Here is a 23,599-nt window from a genome sequence, read left to right as displayed (position 1 = left end):
TAACGCAAGCATATAGCTCCCAAAGTTGAAGTCATAAAGCAGGGGGTCGTAACCTTGTTCCTTTGACAAAGAGGGTATCCACATCAGGAGCCGTGTGCTGGGAAACTCGCAAGCACGGTTTTGAATTGGAGTTGGGAAAGGTGACTTTCCCTTCGACCATAACAAAAGAGCGCCCTCCCCCCTTGATTCTGGATAGAGCGCTCAGTCCCCAATATTTTGATCACAAGGGTATAATACCACAATGAGTAAAAGTGCGATCGCCACCGCTGCTAACAGCGGGTTGGGGTTTTATTCTTCCCCTTTGGTAGAGCCAGAAACCCCAAAAATTTCCCCTCTCATTTCTCAATCCATCAAACTCGAAAATATTGATACTATCGGCTCCGGCAATACCCCGCGACTGGTTTATCAAACTTCTGCGGGTCGTTGCAGTCGTCTCGTATCTAAAGCTGATTTAGCTAGGATTTGGTCTTGTTTTCTGTCAATTCGAGGCGTAAAACATTCCCGGATTTTGGAGATTAACATCACCGACCACAGCTTAATTATCCAGACCAATCAAGGCACGGTTGCCGTCGATAAAAACCAGGCTAAAATGTTCCTATCTCGCTATAATCGAGTAGCCCTAGAACCTCTACAAGTGCGCCTAATTCCCCAAGGTGCAGTAGTTTGGAACCCTGATCATCATACCCTATCCTTAGTAAAATCGGGAGGATGTACCTGTGAAGATTGGCGGTATCGGCAAACCATTTGTAAACATCAAATTGCTGCCCAATTGTGTCAGATGCCATCTAATTAATTAAATTAATATCCCCCAGAAGTTCCAAAAATGACTATTGGGGGATTTTTTATGATATAATTAACTGGGGTTTCGGATGCTTTCTACTAATGCCGAATAATCCAGGTCGCTCAAATCTAAATTGGTGATTGCCTGTGCAATTATCTCTTGCACCCCCGATAATCCGGCGACATTTAACTGAGAGGCGATCGCCTCATTTATAAACAAGTTAGTATCCTTTAACAAGTGCTTAGTCGGAAAATTGGGATCGGCATAATTCCCATCAATCATACGTTGTAGCTTTTTATCAAACGTCGGCGCATATAACGCACTATCCCGGAGAATTTTCATAAAAATTTCAACATCTGCACCCTGACGCTGAATAAAGCTGAGACTCAAGCCAAAGGCTGCCGTGAGGGAGGCAATTAGTTGATTTAGGGCTAATTTCACCGCAGCCGCCGCACCGACCTCCCCAATTAGCATTGCCTCCCCCAGGGGTGCAAGGACTTTTTCGCACCGTTGCAACTGTTCGCCAGTCCCCCCCACCATGATCTGAAGTGTACCGGATTTGACCTGGGGAATGCTACCCAAAACCGGAGCCTCCATATACTCCCCCCCCACAGCAACGATTTTGTCTCTGATGGCTTGGCTTTCCCGTGGGCCAATAGTACCCATTTGGATGGCCGCGCGACCCTGCCAGTGTGGAAGAATATCAGCGGATAGTACCATGTTTTCAATGGCGGGCGCATCTGCTAACATCAAAATAGTGCAATCACAAGGGGCGATCGCATCTTTTACCGATGAGGCGATCGCTACTCCCCTATCCTCAAGAGGCTGTAATTTAGCCGCAGTGCGGTTATAGGCTACCACATCTAACCCCGCCTCCAATAGTCGCAGGGCGATCGCCTCTCCCATAAGTCCAGTTCCAATTAATCCAACTTTCATGAGCATCAATAACTTATTTGCAGTTATTGTATATCTTAATGATTGCCCAATTATTCCAATCAGACATTAACCAATAACCTTGGGAAAACTCTGGGATTATAGACTAGAATATTGGTAAGTGCTGAAAGCAGATTTTGCCAATGATCACCCCTAACCCATAATTATCATATAAATAGGCAAATAGAACTCACGAGGAAAATGGTCAAGATTTAATCATGTCTAACCTATTTAATTCTGCTAGTTCCCCCGCTATTATTGAAGCTGTCGAAAAGCTGGGATATCGCGTCAGTAGTGCTGATGTCGCCATTCAAGCTGGACTTGAAGTTAACCTGGCCCAACAGCAACTTTTAGCCTTAGCATCAGAAGCCGGAGGACATCTACAAGTATCTGAGTCTGGGGATATTGCCTTCCTATTTCCCCAGAATTTTCGCGCTGTCATGCGAAATCGATATTGGCGGTTAAGAGTTTATGAATGGTGGCAAAAAGTTTGGCGAATACTATTTTATCTAATTCGCATTTCCTTTGGGATTATGTTATTGGTGTCCATAGTCCTAATTTTTATAACCATTGCAGCGATTGTATTTTTTGGCGATTCTAACCGTAGCGGTGGCGGCGGTGGTGGCGGTGGCGGTTCCCGTGGTCGCGGCCTGATTTTTATTCCCCACTTTTGGTTTCACCCTAACTCCCTCTCATTTCTGAGTTGGGATAATGGCAATTATTATCGTCGCCAACAGAAGATTGCCAATAAACTGAAAAAAGAGAAAATGAACTTCTTTGAAGTCGTGTTTTCTTTCCTGTTTGGAGATGGCAACCCTAACTATAATTTAGAAGCACAGCGTTGGCAGGCGATCGCCACAGTAATTCGGAACAATCAAGGTGCAGTAGTAGCTGAACAAATTGCCCCTTATTTGGATAATTTGGGTAACGCCTATTCCCAGGAATTTGAGGACTATATGCTGCCAGTTTTAACTAGGTTTAACGGACAGCCAGAAGTGAGTCCCGAAGGACAGTTAGTATATCATTTTCCCGAATTACAAACCACTGCAACTCAATATCGACCCCAACCCGTCCCCACCTACCTCAAAGAAAATAATTGGAAGTTTAGCAATGCTACTTCTAATCAGTTAATGTTAGCAGCGGGTTTAGGTGCGGTTAATTTCGTCGGCGCATTGATTTTAGGTCATTTACTAGAAGATGGCGCAATGGCAGCGCAAATGGGTGGCTTAGTCGCATTTGTGGAGATGATTTATCCCCTACTTTTTGCCTATGGTGCGGGTTTTCTGATTGTACCTTTAATCAGATATTTTTGGGTACAGTGGCGCAATGGTAAAATGGCTGTGCGTAATGAATACCGCCAGTCTCATGCGATCGCCTTAAATCAAGCTGATGATACCGTTCAACAAAAGTTAAAATATGCGCGTAAATTCGCCGCCGAAACCGTCATTAGCAATCAAGATTTGGCTTATACCACAGAAACCGATATGCTTGACCAAGAAGCTGCTAATGCTGATAAAATTGATGAGGAATGGCAGAAACGTCTGAATCAATCTGATGGTAAATTAAGCTAAACTCTAGTTTAAAATAGATTCCGAAAACATCATCTCAAATGCCTGACGACGTTTTCTTGGTGCATCAGGTGTTAGGTAACTCCAGAGTGTTTCCCAGTAAAAAAAGGAGACACCATCTAAATGGCGATCGCGTACTTCTTGCACCTGTGCTTCAATCTCCTTAATCTCCACAGGATTATGGAGAGTACCGCTTAAAATACCGATAATCAGGGGGACTTTTTGTTGAGTCGTAATCAGCGAATGGTGTTCAAGTTCTTGGATAAATCCTTCTAAGCTATTGCGATAAACTTGTAAGACCACTTCATCTATCCAGCCACGATTTACCCAAGTTAACCAATCTTGTAAATAGACATTATAGGTAAATTCGTAGGGATTAGGAGATAGGGAAACAATACAATCAGGTTTCGTGGCTTTAATAGTTTTAACTAAATGTTCAATAAAGTCAGTAATTTTGTTAGAACGCCACCGCCGCCATTCCGGGTCCTGGGGATTATCAGGGGGAGATTTTCCCTGATGTTCCTGTCTGTAGAGGCTGACCGTATAGGGGTCATAACCAAACTCAACCGGAATACCGAAATGATCATCAAGTTGAATACCATCTATATTGTATTTCATCACCACTTCTATGATTAAATCTTCCAGAAATCTCTGCACTCCTGGATGTAAAGGATTTAGCCAAACATTGCGAATCGGACTTAATAGCAACAGCCTCCGAATTAGATTAAATAATCTGGCATTAACCGACTCTGGTTCCGTGGTATATCTAGGAAGTATTAGCCTACCATCTTTGGTGGTTGTTACCCATTCGGGATGTCTCTTAACTAACTGAGAATTGATGGGAGCCATAAAACCATATTCTAACCAGGGAATTACTCGTAAACCCCGATTATGTCCTTCGATGACAATTTCCGACAGAATATCTCGTCCTAGTCGGCTGATATGTAGTAGAGAATCTTGTGATTTTCCGGTGACTCTGCGACTGACAGCACTCTGAAAAAATGTCGTGCCTCGGTTCCAAATTACTGGGTAAACTGTGTTAAAATTCAGAGCAGATAGTTGGTCGAGTGCGCGGTTAATTCCCCAGGGAACAAACAGGACTCCGCTGCTAACATTGGTTATCCATACTCCCCGAATTTCCTGTTCCGCACTAACGGCTGTTTGGTGTATGGTGACAGGCGGAATTGCGGCTATGGTTAATCCACAGGTTATTAAAATTATCAGGATTACCCGGATTAAAGATTTAGACAAATTTAGGGGTTTCACAGATTTGATAATTTTAGGCATTCAAGGGGTGGTGATTTAACCGAAACTTGAAGAAGCAAAGATAGCGATATCTGTAGATGTTCTGCTATCAATTGTGCTATCACTACTGGTGGTGTCATCTGACCACTTGGTAGAGTTTAAGTTAAATTGTCGGCTGAGAATTTGTAAGAGTTTGGCTGGGGGTAATGATTCTAATTCGACAAAATTTCCGGCTTCTAACCATGCTATTTCTTCCGGTGATAGGGTGGTGCGAATTTCTGGGGATATGGCTGGTGATTGTGTCTCTGATGTGTCAGAATGACGGATAAAGAAACCTTTACTATTTAACACCTGTTGGGGTGTTAAACCTACGTCATAAATAGGTATAGTAGTGTTTTGAAACCATTGAGGGGTATTCCGCAAATGATGGGTTAATGAGACACCCCGAGTGGTAGCATCATGGACGGCATAAACTACTAATTCGGGATTGCGTTTAGCCATTTCTAAGATGGTGGAAAAAATGCTTTGAGGATATCCGGTAATACTGACAATTGCACAACTATGGTTGAAGTGAAAGTTATTGGCAATTAAAAATTGAGCGATCGCCGAATTATCACAGACCATAAGGCGATCGAAACTATAGGAGGTAATGTCAGGACGAAGCATAGCATTACTCTCTGATTGTTTGGGAGATGGTAAGAGTTTAAATATAGGACCATTAACTGCACTCCAGCTATTTAACCAACTATCTAATTGTGTTGATGCGAGCGGAAATTTGTCAATAGCATGACTAAGCATTTGACGACGACTCTCTCCTACATATATCATAAATAAACCCAGACCTACACTCAGTAGGAAAATTATAAATCTGATATTGTTGGGATTGATCATCAGCAATATTACTGATGCAAATATCTCAAATAAACCGATAAATTGCAAAAATCTCGCCTGTTGTTTACGCAATGATACGGGTTGATTTTCTGACTTGATTTGTGCCGACAATATCATCAAAGTTATGAACGAAACTAGAAGTGGCACAGAAAATAAAATAGTTACCCAAAAATATATAATCAGGAATAGTATGGCGTATGGATAGATAGCAAACTTATTTTTTTTGCCTAATTTGCGTTCAAAAAAGTAGATTAATTGTTTTTTGGTGAATAAAAGATTCTCCGGACCTGAAACTGATTCAATAGATTTCTGAAAGCCGGGATCACTAAAGGGAGAACCTGTTTTAGGTTCAAATACAAATTGATGTCCGCAACTTTTACATCTGCCACCATAGGCGGTGCGTTCTTTAAAGTTATTTTCGATACCGCAATTGATACACTTCATAATCTAATTTGTTGATGATTAAAACTTGCAGCCAATTGATTTTAGCTTAAATATCGACCTGCTGGGTTAAGAGAATATTATAATCTTCCCGTTGGCGAATTAACTGATGTTTTCCCTGTTGTAGTAGGACCTCCGCTGGTCGAGGTCGGTGCAGAAAGTGAGATGACATGGCGTAACCATAAGCGCCACAGTCTAAAATAGCTAGGATATCTCCCCGTTTAAGTTGAGGAAGTTGGCGATTTTTTCCCAGGTAGTCGCGGGAGTAGGTTGTATTTCCACAAACATCAGTAATATAATGGTTGGGTGTATCAGAAAATGATACAATTTCTCGATAATTTCCATAGACTGAGGGGACGGATAAATTAGCCACTGTGGTATCAACTCCCACTATCTGTTTTGGGGGTTGCCATTTAGTTGAGACTACTTGAGTTAATAGGGTTCCACAGGAGGCGATCGCCGACCTTCCCGGTTCAATAATTAAATCAATTTCTCGGTTAAGTTCTCGGTTAAGTTGAGTAAGTTCCGCCGTGATTTGTTGTCCGAAAAAATGCCAATCAAAGGCTGATTTTTGGTGTTGATAGGGGTAGCCAAAACCACCGCCAAAGTCCAGATATTGCCAATCTGGTAACTGTTGACCGATAGCTAACAGGGGTTTAATCACCTGAGTAAAAGAGGAAGTTGCATTAGTGCCAGTGCCGCGATAAAAATGGAGCCCGGTAATTTTTAAGCCAGCGGATGCGGCTATTTTGATGGCTTCTGGAAATTCCTGGGGATTAACACCAATGCGACTATCGCCATTAATTTCCGGCAGATTTAGCCGAAATCCTAACTTAGGTAAAAAATCGAGTTTTAGTTGTTGGAAAACTTCCCCAAATAGCTGGAGTTGGTCGAGACTGTCTAAATTATAGGTAGTGATTCCCCAGTTTAATAATAATTGAAACTCCCGGTGATTTAAATTACTGCCACTATACACTATTTGCTGGGGATGAAAGCCAGCCTTGAGTCCTAAAAATGCGTCTCCTGGTGTATTGGCATGGAGTCCCCAGTTAGCCTGTTGAAAAATCTTGAGTAAGGCAATATTGCCATTAGTGACACTAGCGAATTTAAAGCGAGTTTTAGGATAGTTAACCGCCCCACCAATATGGTTAATTGTATCCTGGAGAATATCAGCATTATACACATACAGAGGGGAGCCATATATATCTAGTAATTTTTTCGCCAAGTCGGTAGAAAATGGCAACTTTTGAGATAGTTTAGGATTGATGGTTTTGGCTTCAGTGATATTCATGAATTGTTAATGTTATTTAACTGCTGTTATTTAACGGTAAATTCTGATTGGCTTAAAATGCGATCGCCTAAAAACATTTCCACCTGCCAATTTCCTGGTGGTGAAGTGGGACCCAACTGATGCCGACAGCGGGTATTCCAGACATCACTATCAATTGTACGAGTTTGATAGCGATTTTGATGGGCAAGTTGACCATTAGGATTAATCCAATTACATCCTAATTCTAGTTGACGACCCTTGGGAGTTTGTTGTAACCTAACTTGGTAGTAAACTGTGGGGGAGTTCTGGCGGTCTATGATGTCAAAATGACTAACCCGGTCGAATCGTTCTAAAGTCAAACGACTTTGATTTGGGTTAGCATAAACTTGGGCGATCGCCTGTTGTTGTTGATCAAACCATAGGGAACCGCCGCCGACAATAGCCACAGCAGCTAATCCCAATCCTACCATTAAGATTCGGTTTCGCTTGGTTTCCGCCGCCAAGACTTCCCGACGGCGAACTTGCATCAGCGCCTGATCAAGATTTTCAGTAGGTAAATTTAATTCCTCCAGAATTTCTTGGACTTGTTGGCGATCGAGTTCAGTTTCCTGAATTTGGGATAGGCGTTCAACTTCAGCAATCACCTGATCTAACTGTTGTTGAGTAAGTTTATTATTCATGTTGTCGGGTAAAATTCAGCTCAAACAATCGAAAATTAATATCTGATTACAACTTCAATTGACAATTAGCAAATTCCAGAGACTTAACAACTGATATCCTAAACAAATAGTATTAATATCTGTGGCATCCTTGAAACAATCATCAAGTTACTGGCAACTATTGCCCTATGTTCGTCCCCAGTCGCGAACCATCGCCAAGGCCCTAACCTGTACCCTAGTTTTTACCGCATTTTGGCCGCTATTAGCTTGGCTAATGGGTCAAATAGCCGGATATATTGGTCGGGGGGATGTAGAAGCGATCGCCCAAATTGCTGGGGTTGCTGCCATTATATTTCTAATTCGGGGAACTGTCCAATACGGTCAGGATACCCTGATGGCTAAAGCAGCCCTAAGCATCGCCCTAGACCTGCGAAAACAAGTATATACTCATCTTCATCGGCTAAATGTTGGTTACTTTGAAACCGCCAAAACGGGAGATTTATCCTATCGTCTCACGGAAGATATAGATAAAATTGGCGAAGTCATTAACAAATTATTTCATCAATTTATCCCCTGCATTTTGCAGTTAATAGTCGTCCTAGGCTATATGCTTTACCTGAACTGGAAACTTACCCTAGCCACCCTAATTATTGCCCCTCTGATGGCGCTATTAATTGGCTGGTTTGGGGAAAAACTGCTAACCTTTACCCGCCAAAGTCAATCCCGTATTTCTAACCTTTCTGCCCTATTGACGGAGGTATTTAGCGGCATCCGTTTAGTGCAAGCCTTCGCCGCCGAAGATTACGAAATCTCTCGATTTTCCCTAGAAGCAGAACACAACCGACAGGCGAAATTTTTGGCGGAAAGAATTAAGGCATTACAGTTCGTAGTAGTCGGCTTTTTGGAAGCGATGAGTGTAGTGTTTTTATTTTTCCTAGGAGGCTGGCAAATCTCCCAAGGTCAGCTAACGGGAACAGGTTTTATCAGTTATGTTACAGCCGTAGCTTTATTGATTGACCCCATTTCTTTAACCACCAGTAATTATAGTGACTTCAAACAGGGAGAAGCCTCCTGCGATCGCATTTTTGAACTGTTCGCCATTCAGCCCAATGTCATAGAAAAACCTGATGCGATCGCCCTTCCCCACGTCAAAGGAAAAGTTGAATATCGTCATGTCAGCTTTACCTATCCCACCTTGAGCCAAAACAGCCATAATCACCGCCAAGATTCTGCCCCTAATCAGCCCGTTCTCGTCGATTTTAATCTCTTAGTAGAACCCGGGCAAATGGTAGCCTTAGTCGGCGCGTCAGGAGCCGGAAAAAGTACAATTGTCAGCCTCCTACCTAGATTTTACGATCGCCAACAGGGTCAAATTATGATTGACGATATAGATATCCAAAATGTCACCCTTCCCAGTCTCCGTAGACAAATTGGCATAGTACCCCAGGAAGTCACATTATTTTCTGGTAATATTGCCCAAAACATTGCCTTTGGTCAAACTGATTATGATATTGAACAGGTAAAATCCGCCGCCAAAATCGCTAACGCCCATGATTTTATCAGCCAATTTGCCGAAGGTTATCAAACCATAGTAGGGGAACGGGGAGTTAACTTATCCGGTGGACAAAGACAACGAATTGCCATAGCCAGAGCAGTCTTATTAAACCCCAGAATCCTAATTTTAGATGAAGCGACATCATCCCTAGATTCCGAATCAGAAACCCTAATTCAACAAGCCTTAGAAAGACTCATGCGGGGGCGAACGGTTTTTATTATCGCCCACCGATTAGCCACCGTCCGCCGATCCGATCGCATTTTAGTAGTGGAACATGGTACAATTACCGAATCCGGGACTCATACTGAATTATTAGCACTTGGTGGTCGTTATGCTTATTTCTATTCCCAGCAATTTAGCAGTTAGACAATTACCGAACACTACCCCTAGACTCATCTCCGCCATTCTCGCGCTATGCAACCATCCCCATGGAGAATAGCAACAATTAACGGAAATTAGATCAAGTCTGTGGTAAATAGCTATTAATCTTGATAAAATTTGAGCGGGAGGCATTGTCGGGACTTTTCCCATAATCTCTGGCTCTGTACCCCAGGCGCAAAGCCTACCGACCTAAACAATTAATCGCGATCGCAATGGATGAAAATCTTCAGCAAGCCTACTACGAAATTGTTTACAGTTTGCTTGTCTACTCTCCAGAGAAATCTCTGCAAGTCCTCCAAGCCAATATGGCTGTAATTGACGAGGATTTTGTGCCATTTGTACAGGAAGTTTGCCAAGTTCTGGCAGATCGCAATTGTGAAGAAGATGCCCAACGATTAACAGAAATAGCCACTCAAATTCAAGAGTTTGGCAATGTCTCCACCCTCATTCAGCAGAAAATGCCAGCGCCTCCACCCCAGGAAGTAGCTAAACCTGTACCAGCAGTCGCCAGCACAGCATCCCCCCAAGTTTCTGAACAACCAAAAGCCGAATTACCAGCCCTAACTCCTGAACAAATTACAGCTAAACAATCCCAAGCTGAGGAACTTTTCAAACAGGGAGTTCAACAGTTCCAAAATAATGACTTCCAAGCAGCCTTTAAATCTTGGCAAGAAGCCCTAATTCTTTATCAGGAAGTCAATAACCATCGTGGGGCGATTAATTGTTTAGGCAAATTAGGTAATATCTATCATTCTTTAGGGCAATATGAACAAGCTATATCCGCCCATCAACAGTGTTTAGCTGTAGCCAGAAAAACTCAATATCCCCAGGGAGAAGCCAACGCCTACAGCAGTCTCGCCCATGTTTGCTATGCTATTGGTCAACATGATCAAGCCTTGTTTGGCTATCAGCAGGCTTTAGAAATAACCCAAAAAATTAACTATCGTTTCGGCGAGGTAAATGTGCTGGGTTCTTTGGGTCAATTATACTCAACTTTAGGGCGCTACGAAGAAGCGATCGCCCATACCAAACAAGCCGCTGAAAAAGCCGAGGAACTAGGTTATAAATTCGGAGAAACCAGCTTTTTAGCTAGTTTGGGGAGTGCATATACTGCCATAAAACAGTATGATAACGCCACCGCAACCCACCATCAAGCCCTCAAAATTGCCCGCAGTATTAATTATAGTTTTGGGGTGGCGAATAGTCTGAGTAATATCGGGATGACCTATCAAATTAAAGGAGATTTAGAGCAGGCGATCGCCTACCATAAACAGCACCTAGAGTTAACCCAAAAAATTCAGTCAACCCAAGGACAAATAATCGCTTTACTCAATTTAGGCGACACCTATTATCGCCAAGGAGAAGGACAGAATGCCATTGACAACTATCAACAAGCCTTAGCGATCGCCAGAGAAACCGGAGATTTGCGCCAAGAAGTCAAAGCACTTAATAATTTAGGTCAGACATACCAAGCTATTAAAGACTTTGATAATGCGATTCAAGCCTTTGAACAAAGTTTAGAAAAAACCACCCCCTTGACCCTTCCTATGCACTGTTTACTAGCAGCCAGACATCTGGGGGATATCGGATTTTCGCAGCAAAACTGGTCCTTGGCTATAGCAGGTTATAGTCGCGCTATTGAAACTGTAGAAACCAGTTACACAAATATTATTCCCACCACTCATCGCCAGGAAGTTACTAGGGAAGTCGCCGGGTTATATAGTCGCATGGTGCAGACCTGTATTAATGCTGATCAGCAACAGTTAGCTTTTGAATATGGGGAACGTTTCCGCATTCAACATTTAGTCCGCTTGCTGTCCAATAATTATGCCGGAATAGATCAACAATTAACCGAACTTGTCGAAAAATATCAACGGCTTCATCAGCAAATTGACACTCTCCATTTTCGCCGTCAGTCTGATGAAATGAAACAGTTTGCAGCAGCAGGAATTAGGATGAATAGTATTGCTATATTCCGGGCGGAAACAGCTACACTCAATGGTTTGGATACTCAAACTGACCAATTGATTAATCAGATACGCTCCCTAGACCCCTTCCTGGCTGGTCTGCTGCGAGTTGAACCGTGGAGTCAAGAAATCCTACAGAATTTCATACATTCTCGAACGGCTTTATTGAGTTTCTATACATCCGACAAATGTGCCTATATTTTTATAGTAAAACAGGGAAGTAATGATGATGCTTGGTCATCGACAAACACCCTAGAGATTGCCCTGCATATATGTCCTGATCAATCAGGGGAAAACTTAGAAACTTGGTTGACTAATTACTGGCTAAAATTGGATATAGACAGCCCAACAAATAGCCGCGATCGCATGAAAGGGATGTTAGCAGAATTGGCTCAACGTCTGGATATTGACCGCCTAATTAGTGAACATCTTGTGGAAGTTGACGAACTGCTAATTATTCCGAATTTAGTCTTACATCGCTGTTCCTTTGTGGCTTTACCAATTGCTGGCGGCGAGGAATTTTTAGGCGATCGCTTCCGGGTCAGAATCGCCCCCAGTAGCCATATTCTCAATTTATCCAGTCAAGTTAGAGAAACCCGCCAGTCTCAGCCTCATTCTCAGATAACAGCATTAAACACCTCAACCCCATGGGGATTAATTGGCAATTCTCAACCTACCTCACTACTAGCAACTTATGAATGTGCAGCCTTAGCCCAACGCTATTCTATCCCCTCAGAACAGTTGCTAAATGACCAGATTAATCTGAATCAGTATCAAAAGTTACTGAAATCTGCCCAAGTTTTATATATCGGAAATCCCATTACCTTTAATACCAACAATCCCCTATCCTCTCAACTCAATTTAGGCACAGAATCCATATCTCTACAAGACTTGTTCAATATGCGATCGCCCCAACTCCTAGAAGTATTCATTTCCCGCTGTCGGACCTGTACAACAGCTTCCGACCCAAACCGCAACCCTTCCCCAATAGATCAACAATTCATCAACTTTAGTAGTGCCTTTTTGGGTATGGGAGCCACAACAGTTATTTATCCCCTATGGTCAGCCGGAGAAATTCCCACCACCCTCTTTAGCCAATTCTACTATCAATATCGTCAAGAATTAAGCCCCCTAGAAGCCCTCAAACAGGCTCAAATTAGACTCAGAAGTTTAACCAAAACCGAGTTAATGGCAACTTACCAGCCCGAATTAGAGAGCTATTTTGAACAGATAACATCTCAGGAAAACCTCAAACAAATTAATGACCAAAAAACCATTTTAGCCAGCTTCAACTTACAAGATTTTCCTTTTGCTAACCCCTACTACTGGGCTGCATTTACCTTAGCTGGGTTGGGGTAATATAAATACCTAATTATAAGATATAGCCGACCTTCCCTGAAACCCTCCTCTAATTCAGCTATCTAGCCGACTTTACCGACACAGGACACAATCAAGATTCTTTTGATCCTCATCCGGACTGAGAATCAACCCATAGAAAAATGAATTATAGCACTTGGATTAGGGGAGACCGATAATGCACGATATTAATCCCACAGTTAACTTCAGCGCCACCGGGATGGCGGCCGAGATTTCCTCAGAGGATATGCGATCGCTTTTATATAAGATTGAGGCAGAACTTCACAAAAGCGAGGTTTATCAGATTGCTCTGCAAAGCCTCCAAAAAATGTTAGGGGAAGTCGCCACTAAAGCTGAAATAGTCATCAAAGCAGTTGGTAGAGAGGCGATCCAGCTTTCTGTTAAACAGTTAATCCGACAGCAGAGAATGATGTTGGTCAGTGCTGATCAAACCGTCCTTGTTCCACCCCCACAGCCTCCGGTCTATTCTCCAACACCTGAGACCACATCTGAAACCCCCTCATCCCCATCAACCGTAGAAGTATCTACTGAAAAACCCAAACCGCCAACAGATAATTCTCCCTTATCCTCACCAGAGGATCACGACAACTCCCATAGCCAACTAAAAACCCCTCAAAAACATTCCACCCCCAAACCCAAGACCCCCACAACCAAGAAGAAAAAACCCAAAAAACTCACCCCCGCACAACAGGCCGAAAAATCCCAAAAAAGGCGGGAAATTTGCCTGTGTCAAATCGGCAAAAAATTACAAAAAACTCGCGCCGAGCATGGCATCACCTTACAGCAAGTTCATCATTATACTCTCATCCCAGTTAAAGTTATACAAGCGATCGAAAAAGGTCAAATCGATCGCCTACCCGAAGATATCTATTTGAGAGGGTTTATATGTCGTTTAGGTAATGCTTTCGGACTGAACGGCAGTGCTTTAGCCGGAGCCCTACCCACTCCCAGTCCTGACCCTACCCTAGTTCGTTCTTGGTCAAAAATTGAATTAGACTCTAGGTTTTATCTGAATTCGGTTCACCTATATTTAGGTTATACCGCCATTTTAGCAGCTTCCCTCGGTGGCATTGCTTGGATAGCCGATCAACCCCTCCCAGAAACTGAATTACCGCCGGAGCTACCTGAGACTAAACCCGATAGTAAATCTGAATCCGAAGCCAAATCCGCCGTACCAGGTTTAAAAAACCATCAGCAAGGCATTGTTTTAGGAGCAGATATCGCCCCACCAGAAACAATCTCCCCAGAATTAATCCCACAGGAATTAATTAGCATGGAGTTAAGCAACTTTATGAATAACCCCTAACGGTTGTAATAAGAGTGACTTTTACGCAAATATTGATATTGCTCAGGGTCTTTAGATCCCTTCGTCACGGGATGAGTAGCTGTCGTCGCAGTTTTGTGTTCCTCCTCATCCCCTACCAAGGGAGTCGAACTTCTCAACAAATCCCGTTGAACAGCAGCCAAAGCCTGACGCACTGCTATTTTCACCTGCTCATAACAGTCATCAGTCCCCCGCCGCTTTTGATGTAGCCATCCTTCTCTACTACAAGCATAAAGAGGTGGTAAACGGTTTAAAGCATAGGTTTCTACCTCCACCCGTTTAATATATTGAGTTAGCCGAGGAGACATCGAAACTAACTGTCGTCGGACTTCCTCAGACACCAGATCTTCCATAACATTATGGTATTTTCTGGATTTAATGGTTTCCATAATCTCAATCCCCCAAAATCTACAAAAACCCGGATTAGCCATAACTCCACCGGGCTCAATATTGGTTACATAAGCAAAGTCGCCTATCCAATACTTTCACAGTCTATTATTAACCATTACAGCACTTTGATCGCTAAACGTCCAGATCACGAATACTCTTATTTTAACACTAAATCTGTTAAGTCCTCCAGGGTTTGCAGTTCACTATCCCCCGCCAAATAGCCAATACCTCGGTGTAAATGTAGCCGAAATTGTTGTTCGAGGGTTTCCGGCGAAGTTCCCAAGCCATCCTCATAACAGCGTTGCTTGAGAGCAATTGTTAAAATATTAGACATATCACCCGCAAACACCCGCCAGGTTAGTTCCACATTACTATAATTAGCGATCGGCACCGGAGAAGGAGGGCTCGACTCCCCCAGAGAACGACAGAAACCCCAGCGACATAAAATATTCCATTGGTCAATTTTAGTGATTCGTTTGAGTTTAATCAATTGGTCTTTAGCCGTTTCCGATAGGCGAAAACGCTCAACTGGTGGTTCCATAATCTCAGTAACTCTCTAACAGTTTCTGTTAAAATTTATACATCATTTCTGATGCAACCTACAGTATTGCTACCAAATAAATTCGCCTTTTCAAGTTTAGCATTGGTTAAATCAGCCCCACTTAAATTAGCATGACGAATTAAAGTAAAACTCAAATCAGCACCGTTAAATTTAGCATTACTTAAATCAGCACGAGTAAAATCAGTACCCTTTAAATTACTCTGACTTAGATTAGCACCCTGTAAGCAAGCACTGCGTAAACGACTTTTACTTAGGTCAACTCTGATTAACTCAGCATCCCGTAAATCGCTGCGGTTAAAATTAACTCGTCTCAGGTTTGCTCCATTAAAATTACCTTCTGTAATATTAGCTTGATAAAAGTTAGCTCTGTGTAAGTTAGCACCCTTGAAATTAGCACCCTGTAAGTCTGCACCCCTGAGATCAGCACCTTCTAAATGTGCGCCTTCTAAATTACCGCCTCGTAGGTTCGCATTGCGTAAATTAACTCCCCGTAGATTAGCATGAGCTAAATTAGCCTGGTTTAACTTAGCTGATTCTAAATTACCATTACTTAGATCGGCACCCTGTAGGTCACAGCCTTCTAAACTGGCTGCCATTAAATTAGCCTTAATTAAACAAGCCGATCGCAAATTCGCTCGTTGTAACTGAGCAGTTGTTAGACTCGCATAACTCAGATTCACATCTTCAAGATCCGCACGTCTTAGGTCTGTTTTTACCAAACTCGCCTCTTGCATATTAGCTCCCTTCAGATTAGCAACAGCTAATTTAGAACCGTTGAGAATAGCATGGCTCAGGTTCGCTTTGGCTAAATTTACCAGTCGCAAATCTAGTTTAATTAAACTCATTCCTTTGAGGTTTTTTTCGCGCATATCTGCACCTTTAAAATCTATGGTTTTGAGGTTCACTCCTTTCAAGTTTTTCTGGCGCAGGTCTTGTCCTTGGAACTGAGAAAATAGCCGAGATGTTTCTAGATCGGTCGGGGCTGGTAATGTGCCATCATCAGATTTAATCGAGACTAAATTATACTGTATATTTTCGGTGAACAAAGTAGATACTAAGTTGAAAACCTCTAAAAAATTGATGACAATTTTACATTGCTGTTCATCGGAATTTTGATAATAATTAATAATCCGAGAAATACACAAATCCAGATGCTCTCGACTGTTGGCCGAAATTAAAACTACTTTCATTAAAATAATTGCTAATGTCAAATGAGTGGCGTGCTTCATTGACAAAGTGAAATTAGGGGAAGGATTACCATTACTCCCAATTGTCAAAAATTCCAGTGTCTGATTACAAACTATCTGGATCATATTGCCATTAATATGACGATCGCTCCATTGGTTGCCTAAATCATTTAGCATTTTATCTAGGCGGGAACTAATCACATTAAAGGGATGTTTGGAGTCAAAATTTAAAATCAAATAATCATAAAACTTATGTTTAAATTCTCGGTATTTTAAGGCTTCTACCTCTTGTAACAATTGGTCGGCTTTGATTTTGCTTTTCGAGACACTTTGAGTAGAAATTGCCTTTTTAATTAAAGTAATAACTTCCGAACCAAGATGGGTAGGATTTTTTAAATCATTCTGGGGATAATTGGAAGACTCAGAACGGGATAAATACATAGCTAATTCAAACTTGTATGTGTCCCGGAGTTTTTGTGATAAATTTCTCGCTACTTCTCGATGTTCCCAAGAGTTTTCAGGGTTAGCATATTGAGAAACTAATAAATAGGTTTTATAGCGATCGCTCCAATTCTGACTAACCGTTACCTGGGTGACAGCCTTAATATCTTGATAATCAGAACTATCTAAAAATTGAATTAACCAATTATGTAAACAAATATGTTCTTCATCACCCCCAAACTCCTGCTCTCTAACTTCATTCAGCTTGGTAATTAGTTTTTGTACACACTCAGAATATCTCCCTACATACCAGTTATTGATTAAAATATAACAAGTGCGCTTGATTAATTCTTGAAATTTTTGCTGTTGATTTTTAGCAATCAGATACTGAAAACTTTGTTTAATTTCCCTGTCAATCGGGCCAGCAAATTTCAGAAATAGTGCTTCAAATTTAGCCAAAACTTCATCGGGTTTTTCCTGTTTTACCCTCTCGATAAAATACTGATAAATTTTCTCCTGCACTATCTCAGTGTCGGACTGAGTATAATGTAATGCCGAGGATTTTTCCCCGGGGTCATAATTTCCACTAGGTTTCTCCAAACTTGCCATTGATAGACCCCTTTAATTGCCCTATATTTCCGATAACTGACCTAAATCAACCCTTCCACAAATATTTAGCCTTTGTGATTAAGGTTATTTAGTCTAATTGCAGGTGTAAAGTCACTGTCAAAATTTGATCAAATTTGGGGATTCCCTCGGCTACAGCCAGCACTTCCCTAGCAGTTATACCATTGTCAAAATAGCTAGGCAGGGGTTAGACTGGCTGTGTCTATGGTATGGAAAACATGAACTAACTTGATATTCCTCAACATGAAGCCTAAGAACGCAGCCGACGAGCGATCGGTTCCAAATTAGGATCAGTGCGAGCCTCTTTCCCATATCGGGGATTTAAGTTAATAGCCTGTTCCAGATGTTCAGTCGCCAAATCAACCTGACTATTTATGGCATAAGCCATAGCCAAATTATAGCAAGCATCAGCATAATCTGGTTGCACCTCTAAGGCCCGTTTAAAGCTATCCATCGCGATCGCATCTTGCTCCAATTTTAGCAAAGTATAACCCCGATAATTCCAGGCTTTGGCCAAACTCGGATCACAGTGGGTCGCCACATCAAAAGACTTAACCGCCTCCTCATAACGTTCTAACACATCCAAAGCCATACCCCGATTTAACCAAGCCACCCCATCATCTTGATGCACCTTCACCGCTCGGTCGAAAGACTCAAACGCTTCCTCATGGCGCTGTAACTTTCCAAGAGCGACACCACGATCGACCCAAGCCTGATGGTAATCCGGTTTCAATTCTAAAGCTCGATCATAGCAAGCGATCGCCTCCTCTAACCGTCTCAAACGGCTTAAAGTCATACCCTGATTTAACCAAGCTCGATAATCATCAGGTTTCCGCGTCACCACCTGATTAAACATTTCTAAAGCCGCCTCAAACTGACCCTTAGCAAAATAGGAATTACCCTGATGCACATAATCTTCCGCAGTCATAAACATTTCAGGATTTGCCGCCTTAATCTTAGCCATATCCTCATTAACTGCTGCTAACTTCTGCAAAATTTCTGACAAAGCAGACTCAGCGATAAAAGTCGGCGAAATCTCAGCCAAATCCTGCAAAATGCGCTGTTTCTCAGTAGTCGCAGACTCTTGCAGCATCACCAATTTCGCCAAGATTTCATCCTTTTGATTCTGTGCTTCCGAATAAACCGTTCCCAACTGTTTAATAATCCGCTGTTTCTCTCCTTCCGCATCAGACTGCATCACCTCTAACTGTTCAGATAATGTACTTTCAAACTTATCTAATTTCTGGAAAGTACCATCTTTGCGATCGCGAATTTCCGTTTTTAAACCATTCAACTGATTTCCCACATCAGTTTGCAACATTTCCAGCTCTTGTAAAACCCGCTGTTTCTGACCTTGGATACCCGTTTGCGCCTCCGTAACCTGAGCGACAAACTCACTTTCCAATTGTTTAAGAGACTGAAACTTATCCCGAATCCGATCTTGAATTTTCAACTGAGCATCAGCAATTTGAGTCGCCAGAGTCTCCCCTAACCTCTCCAAATCTGATAAAGCAACTTCCACCTTTTTCTGAGCTTCCAATTCCGCTTGCTCACGAATATTTGACAATTGAGGCGAAAACTCCGCCGCCATTTGGCTGATATTTTCCAACACTAAATCTCGTTGTTTTCTCACTTCCTGTTGCCACTGTGCCAGTTGAGTAGAAAACTCCCTTTCTGCACCCTTTAACAGAGACAATACCGCTTGTTTTTGTTCATTAACATCATCTGGCACCGTCGAAATATCCCGCGTTGATACTTCCCCAAGCTGTTTCAAATTATCAACAATTAACTTTTGTTCCTGTTTGGTCTGATCTTGCAATTGTGCTAATTCTGTAGAAAATTGACCAGCCGACTCTTGCAACTGCTCCCACAATACCTCTCGCCGATTTCCCAAATCATTATGAACCTGAGAAAATTCATTTTCCAGAGTATCCACCAACCTCTGTAAATCCTGTTGAGCCAACTCTCCCCGTTCATCCACCTGTTGTTTCAGTTCTCCCATACGGGCAGTTAATTCCCGTTGTAAATGTTCTCGGGTTTCCCGTAGTTCCTGAATCTGCTCTTCAAACTTTAATAGCGCCTGTTCCCTGGACTTGACGAACTCCGATTGCATAGCGTTCATTTCTTCTCGCCGAGTTCCCAGATCTTGCTCAAAACCCTCAGCTTGCTGATTCAATTGACCAGCTAACACTTGGGTACTTTTCATCAAAGTTTGTACCTGTTCATTCCCGCTGGTGATTTTATTTTCCAAGTCCCCCAGTTCGTTTAGATGGGTTTCCACAATTCCAGTAACTTCATGAATTACCGATCGCCGTAAAATCCACAAAGCAGCGATCGCCGCCGCCAACAGCAAAGCCAACAACAACAGCAGCAAATTAAACAAAGCCATTGTCCGGCTAAAAATTTGGTTCGCTTCCGCCTGTACCGCCTCCTGTAGTCGCAGTTCATTCTGTAATCGTTCCACCTCCGCCGGACTGACCTCGACGGGGTTAGACTGACTACGGGCTACATCAACCGACAGCACAAAGGCTGAGATCATAATACTACTTACGGACATTAATGCTAAAACGGCTGGATTCTGGCGCTGCATTACAATTCCTTCCTTAAAATCAGAGTCAGTCGAGAACAGCCGGAACTGCCCTGCTTGTATCTTAAATTATCATTCTACTCTATCGCGATTTTGCCACAGCCTGCCTCATTCTGCCAGAGATGGCTTGGGAAAATACCAGCCACATGGTATAGTGGCGATCGCGCGGTCAATTTTTGCACCACCATGACACCATTATCCCCAATCCCATTGCACCAGCAGTCTCTGTCCCTTGACCATCAGACCCTCACTCAGGTTTTGGTTCAGACTCCAAACCTCTTGATTATTCAGGATTTGGATGGGGTTTGTATGGGATTGGTCAAAGATCCCCTTCAGCGCCAGATTAGTTTAGATTATGTGCGCGCCGCTTCCCTTTTAGATGGTCATTTTTACGTTTTGACCAATGGAGAACACATCGGCACTCGTGGGGTAAATGGTATCATTGAACGAGCCATCGGTGATCCCAACTTAGTAGCCACACAAGGGCTTTATCTTCCCGGTTTAGCTGGGGGCGGCGTGCAATGGCAAAATCGCCAAGGACAAGTATATCATCCTGGGGTTACTGATGCTGAGTTGGAATTTTTGGCGATCGTTCCCCGTGCTCTTCGCGCCCGACTACAAAGATTTTGTCAGACACATCAGGATATTTTGTCCCCTGAAGATATAGAAAAATGTATTGATGCTTCCGTTTTGGATAATCAAGCATCACCAACCGCTAACTTAAACTCATTTTACGATCGCCTCCATAATCACCATCAAGTCTATGCCGACTTACAACAGGACATTCATCAGTTAATGATGGATTTACTAGAAAAAGCCAGGGCGCAAGGCTTAGAAGACTCATTTTTTGTTCACTATGCCCCCAATTTAGGCCGAGATGCACAGGGTACAGAAATTCTACGTCCCGCGCGGTTAGGAGACTCTGGTACTACCGATTTTCAGTTTATGATTAGGGGTGCAATTAAGGAAGCCGGGGTCTTAGCGTTGTTGAATCGTTACTATTTTCAACGCACCGGAAGTTATCCCCTCGGCGCAGATTTTCATGTCCGCCAGTGTCCACAGGCGATCGCTGATTTATTAGAGTTAGTCAAAGCTAATTTTGACCCCCAACAAATGCCTTTAATCGTCGGCGTAGGTGATACCGTAAATAGCCAATTTCAACAAGTAGATGGTAAATTAGAAATCCGGCGTGGTGGTAGCGATCGCAACTTTTTATTATTAATTCAGGAAATCGGCAAAGCATTCCATACCGGAAATATTATTATCTATGTAGATAGTTCCCAGGGAGAAGTAAAAAATCGCCAGCCTCTTACATTAGGAACCAATGAGGATGGAATACTAGAAGTAGTTGCTGGACCCGGCGACCCCCTAGACACAGAAGATCCCCTCACCCTCAATGTCGCATTTCCTCAAGGACATCTCCAATATATTGACTTTTTCCAAAAAGTCGCCCAAGGTAGATCCAATTAATAGATCAGCCGCATCAACCGTTAACCTGTCCCGTTTCCACATCCAAACAGCTTATAATTCTCCCCAATAATCATCGCCAACCCGGGGGAACGCTCATTGGCTTTCACCTATCCTAACTTGGGAAGTTGACTCCTTAATTCATTGACTGGGAAGCCTTGAGGATAAGTCGCTGATTGCTTTCCGTTTTGAGACTTGAACCTGGGATGGCGTGCTATTCCAGAAAAAAGTTACTGAAGGCCTTATCTAAATGCTTCAAAGACTCTTGTTGGTGTAGCCTTCCCAGGGAAAGGACTGGACTGGCTACCTCAGTCAACCAGGGGAGTTCTTTCTGTGAAGTGGGCAGTTGGTTAGCGGATGATTTGGTATAAGATAGTCCTGAAACCTTGCCTTGTCTACCGAACCCTTACATTAGGGCTGACCAAGTTAACGGATATGTATAGCAGCACGTAGTCAAGTCTTCACAAAAGACTAGACTCTGAGACCAAAACATACTACAATCCACATCGGTTCACGAGGATTGACTCAAACCAGAAAACTGGTTATAACTTCCAGTAAAATTTGGTGTTTGAGAAAAAAAATATGGCAAACTGCTAGGGGGTCATCTTAGCAACCGCTTTCTCGTATTCCAATCAACCGAGTTAGGCAGTGCTGTTGGTGCATAGTCTAAACTACAGCCTCTGGCAGGTTGTATCCTATCAACATAGCCAAGATAGCCTTGAACAAAGAATTAATTAAATTGGGGACGTAAACACCAGTGGGCTTTTTTAATCGCTTTTCCTTATCACGGGACATGGGCATAGACCTAGGAACCGCCAACACCCTCATTTATGTATCAGGAAAGGGAATAGTTCTGCAAAAACCATCCGTAGTTGCCATTAACCAAGACGACAAAACACCATTAGCAGTAGGAGAATCGGCCAAAAAAATGTTAGGTCGCACCCCTAAAAACGTCCGTGTTGTGCGTCCTCTGCGTAATGGGGTGGTTGCAGATGTAGAAGCAGCAGAACAGATGCTGAGACTATTTATCCGGGAAGTTAATGACGGAAAAAAACCTCTTTTTGCTCCTCGGATTATAATTGGCGTTCCCAGTGGTGTGACTGGGTTAGAACGACGGGCCGTAATTGAAGCCGCAACCCAAGCCGGAGCCGGAGATGTCAAACTGCTGGATCAATCGATCGCTGCAGCTATTGGCGCTGGTCTTCCCGTGGTAGACCCCACAGGAAATATGATTGTTGATATTGGTGGCGGAACCACAGAAGTAGCTGTACTCAGCTTAGAAGGAAACGTCCTGAGTGAGTCCCTCAGAGTCGCCGGGGATGACCTAAACGAGGCGATCATCCAATATATGAAAAAAGTCCATAATTTAGTAATCGGGGATCAAACCGCCGAAGAGATTAAAATAAATCTAGGTTCAGCTTATCCTATTGATGGCGAAGAACAATCTATTATGGAAGTTAGGGGGATTCATTTGCTCTCAGGATTACCTAGGACTGTGACCATTAAAGCCGCAGAAATCCGCGAGAGTATGCTAGAACCACTATCAGACATTATTACAGCCATTAAACGCACCCTAGAGCGAACCCCCCCAGAACTAGCGGCCGATATTATAGATCGAGGAATTATGTTAACCGGGGGAGGAGCTTTGATGAGAGGCTTAGATGCTCTGATTAGTCACGAAACTGGTATTGTCACCCATGTGGCTACAGATCCCCTTTCCTGTGTAGTATTGGGAACTGGACGGGTACTAGAGAATATGGAACAGTTTGAACGGGTATTTACACGGCAACTGCAAAATCCGTAGCTGTTTTGTTGAATGATTTTTGTAGGCTGCTGCGGAGCCAGAATTTAATCCAAGATTTGCTTAAAATCTTAGGACAATAAGGTACAATACCCCAAAAGATTCGCAACTCAATAATGAATATACGGTCAAACCCCAGACCATG

Annotated in this window: 16 protein-coding genes; 7 read left to right on the top strand and 9 right to left on the bottom strand. The window is 42.7% G+C overall.

Annotated features, from left to right (window positions below; translation table 11 throughout):
* The first annotated feature begins 241 nt into the window (after positions 1-241).
* On the top strand, positions 242-793 hold the full coding sequence (locus tag ACTIE0_RS13960; protein WP_006670175.1) for an SWIM zinc finger family protein: 552 nt from the start codon (positions 242-244) through the stop codon (positions 791-793).
* 60 nt (positions 794-853) lie between these two features.
* Here the strand turns inward: ACTIE0_RS13960 and ACTIE0_RS13955 are convergent, their stop codons facing one another.
* Positions 854-1,723 (bottom strand): NAD(P)-dependent oxidoreductase, encoded by an 870-nt coding sequence (locus ACTIE0_RS13955; protein ID WP_006670176.1) that lies wholly within the window; start codon positions 1,721-1,723, stop codon positions 854-856.
* A 209-nt stretch (positions 1,724-1,932) separates the two neighbouring features.
* On the opposite strand from ACTIE0_RS13955, the gene ACTIE0_RS13950 reads away from it, so the two are divergent.
* A complete protein-coding gene (locus ACTIE0_RS13950; protein WP_006622235.1) occupies positions 1,933-3,285 on the top strand; it encodes a hypothetical protein in 1,353 nt (450 codons plus the stop codon).
* Positions 3,286-3,288: 3 nt separating this feature from the next.
* On the opposite strand, the gene ACTIE0_RS13945 is transcribed toward ACTIE0_RS13950, so the two are convergent.
* From ACTIE0_RS13945 to ACTIE0_RS13930, 4 genes are read right to left on the bottom strand one after another with little or no spacing between them, the layout of a single operon-like run.
* Positions 3,289-4,569, bottom strand: a complete 1,281-nt coding sequence (locus tag ACTIE0_RS13945) for a glycoside hydrolase family 10-like protein (protein ID WP_006622234.1) — start codon at positions 4,567-4,569, stop codon at positions 3,289-3,291.
* Positions 4,570-4,584: 15 nt separating this feature from the next.
* The gene (locus tag ACTIE0_RS13940; RefSeq protein ID WP_006622232.1) at positions 4,585-5,862 is read right to left on the bottom strand and encodes a hypothetical protein; all 1,278 of its coding nucleotides are present in this window, start codon (positions 5,860-5,862) and stop codon (positions 4,585-4,587) included.
* Between the two features lie 46 nt (positions 5,863-5,908).
* Positions 5,909-7,150 (bottom strand): diaminopimelate decarboxylase family protein, encoded by a 1,242-nt coding sequence (locus tag ACTIE0_RS13935; RefSeq protein ID WP_006670177.1) that lies wholly within the window; start codon positions 7,148-7,150, stop codon positions 5,909-5,911.
* Between the two features lie 26 nt (positions 7,151-7,176).
* Positions 7,177-7,809, bottom strand: coding sequence for a hypothetical protein (locus ACTIE0_RS13930; RefSeq protein ID WP_006622230.1), 633 nt, complete (start codon positions 7,807-7,809; stop codon positions 7,177-7,179).
* A gap of 121 nt (positions 7,810-7,930) precedes the next feature.
* Here ACTIE0_RS13930 and ACTIE0_RS13925 point away from each other — a divergent pair, with 121 nt between their 5' ends.
* From ACTIE0_RS13925 to ACTIE0_RS13915, 3 genes are all read left to right on the top strand, one after another.
* The gene (locus ACTIE0_RS13925) at positions 7,931-9,709 is read left to right on the top strand and encodes an ABC transporter ATP-binding protein (protein ID WP_006670178.1); all 1,779 of its coding nucleotides are present in this window, start codon (positions 7,931-7,933) and stop codon (positions 9,707-9,709) included.
* A 227-nt stretch (positions 9,710-9,936) separates the two neighbouring features.
* Positions 9,937-13,050: a CHAT domain-containing protein gene (locus tag ACTIE0_RS13920; RefSeq protein ID WP_006670179.1), complete on the top strand. Its 3,114-nt coding sequence runs from the start codon at positions 9,937-9,939 to the stop codon at positions 13,048-13,050.
* Positions 13,051-13,225: 175 nt separating this feature from the next.
* Positions 13,226-14,374 carry a helix-turn-helix domain-containing protein gene (locus tag ACTIE0_RS13915; RefSeq protein ID WP_006622226.1) on the top strand — a complete coding sequence of 383 codons (1,149 nt, stop codon included), beginning with the start codon at positions 13,226-13,228 and terminating at the stop codon, positions 14,372-14,374.
* Here ACTIE0_RS13915 and ACTIE0_RS13910 read toward each other — a convergent pair.
* The 4 genes from ACTIE0_RS13910 to ACTIE0_RS13895 form a co-directional block, all read right to left on the bottom strand.
* Positions 14,371-14,781 (bottom strand): late competence development ComFB family protein, encoded by a 411-nt coding sequence (locus tag ACTIE0_RS13910; RefSeq protein ID WP_231296453.1) that lies wholly within the window; start codon positions 14,779-14,781, stop codon positions 14,371-14,373. The genes ACTIE0_RS13915 and ACTIE0_RS13910 overlap by 4 nt on opposite strands.
* Before the next feature lie 158 nt (positions 14,782-14,939).
* The gene (dndE, locus tag ACTIE0_RS13905; protein ID WP_006622224.1) at positions 14,940-15,323 is read right to left on the bottom strand and encodes a DNA sulfur modification protein DndE; all 384 of its coding nucleotides are present in this window, start codon (positions 15,321-15,323) and stop codon (positions 14,940-14,942) included.
* A 35-nt stretch (positions 15,324-15,358) separates the two neighbouring features.
* Positions 15,359-17,581 carry a pentapeptide repeat-containing protein gene (locus ACTIE0_RS13900; RefSeq protein ID WP_006622223.1) on the bottom strand — a complete coding sequence of 741 codons (2,223 nt, stop codon included), beginning with the start codon at positions 17,579-17,581 and terminating at the stop codon, positions 15,359-15,361.
* Between the two features lie 268 nt (positions 17,582-17,849).
* On the bottom strand, positions 17,850-20,189 hold the full coding sequence (locus ACTIE0_RS13895; protein ID WP_006622222.1) for a tetratricopeptide repeat protein: 2,340 nt from the start codon (positions 20,187-20,189) through the stop codon (positions 17,850-17,852).
* A 183-nt stretch (positions 20,190-20,372) separates the two neighbouring features.
* Between ACTIE0_RS13895 and stpA the strand changes: the two genes are divergently transcribed.
* Both stpA and ACTIE0_RS13885 read left to right on the top strand, forming a co-directional pair.
* Entirely contained in the window at positions 20,373-21,656 is a 1,284-nt protein-coding gene (gene stpA, locus ACTIE0_RS13890; RefSeq protein ID WP_006670180.1) for a glucosylglycerol 3-phosphatase, read from the top strand.
* 790 nt (positions 21,657-22,446) lie between these two features.
* Positions 22,447-23,457, top strand: coding sequence for a rod shape-determining protein (locus ACTIE0_RS13885; protein WP_006622219.1), 1,011 nt, complete (start codon positions 22,447-22,449; stop codon positions 23,455-23,457).
* Positions 23,458-23,599 lie beyond the last annotated feature (142 nt).

This window comes from Limnospira sp., from assembly GCF_051859755.1.
GTDB classification, from domain to species: domain Bacteria; phylum Cyanobacteriota; class Cyanobacteriia; order Cyanobacteriales; family Microcoleaceae; genus Limnospira; species Limnospira fusiformis.
This window is presented reverse-complemented; position numbering and strand designations above follow the sequence as displayed.

What these genes read in the sequence shown, in the direction of transcription:
- ACTIE0_RS13960 (WP_006670175.1), top strand. Translation starts at nt 242, where the DNA reads ATGAGTAAAAGTGCGATCGCCACCGCTGCTAACAGCGGGTTGGGGTTT.
- ACTIE0_RS13955 (WP_006670176.1), bottom strand. Translation starts at nt 1,723, where the DNA reads ATGCTCATGAAAGTTGGATTAATTGGAACTGGACTTATGGGAGAGGCG.
- ACTIE0_RS13950 (WP_006622235.1), top strand. Translation starts at nt 1,933, where the DNA reads ATGTCTAACCTATTTAATTCTGCTAGTTCCCCCGCTATTATTGAAGCT.
- ACTIE0_RS13945 (WP_006622234.1), bottom strand. Translation starts at nt 4,569, where the DNA reads ATGCCTAAAATTATCAAATCTGTGAAACCCCTAAATTTGTCTAAATCT.
- ACTIE0_RS13940 (WP_006622232.1), bottom strand. Translation starts at nt 5,862, where the DNA reads ATGAAGTGTATCAATTGCGGTATCGAAAATAACTTTAAAGAACGCACC.
- ACTIE0_RS13935 (WP_006670177.1), bottom strand. Translation starts at nt 7,150, where the DNA reads ATGAATATCACTGAAGCCAAAACCATCAATCCTAAACTATCTCAAAAG.
- ACTIE0_RS13930 (WP_006622230.1), bottom strand. Translation starts at nt 7,809, where the DNA reads ATGAATAATAAACTTACTCAACAACAGTTAGATCAGGTGATTGCTGAA.
- ACTIE0_RS13920 (WP_006670179.1), top strand. Translation starts at nt 9,937, where the DNA reads ATGGATGAAAATCTTCAGCAAGCCTACTACGAAATTGTTTACAGTTTG.
- ACTIE0_RS13915 (WP_006622226.1), top strand. Translation starts at nt 13,226, where the DNA reads ATGCACGATATTAATCCCACAGTTAACTTCAGCGCCACCGGGATGGCG.
- ACTIE0_RS13910 (WP_231296453.1), bottom strand. Translation starts at nt 14,781, where the DNA reads ATGGAAACCATTAAATCCAGAAAATACCATAATGTTATGGAAGATCTG.
- dndE (WP_006622224.1), bottom strand. Translation starts at nt 15,323, where the DNA reads ATGGAACCACCAGTTGAGCGTTTTCGCCTATCGGAAACGGCTAAAGAC.
- ACTIE0_RS13900 (WP_006622223.1), bottom strand. Translation starts at nt 17,581, where the DNA reads ATGGCAAGTTTGGAGAAACCTAGTGGAAATTATGACCCCGGGGAAAAA.
- ACTIE0_RS13895 (WP_006622222.1), bottom strand. Translation starts at nt 20,189, where the DNA reads ATGCAGCGCCAGAATCCAGCCGTTTTAGCATTAATGTCCGTAAGTAGT.
- stpA (WP_006670180.1), top strand. Translation starts at nt 20,373, where the DNA reads ATGACACCATTATCCCCAATCCCATTGCACCAGCAGTCTCTGTCCCTT.
- ACTIE0_RS13885 (WP_006622219.1), top strand. Translation starts at nt 22,447, where the DNA reads ATGGGCATAGACCTAGGAACCGCCAACACCCTCATTTATGTATCAGGA.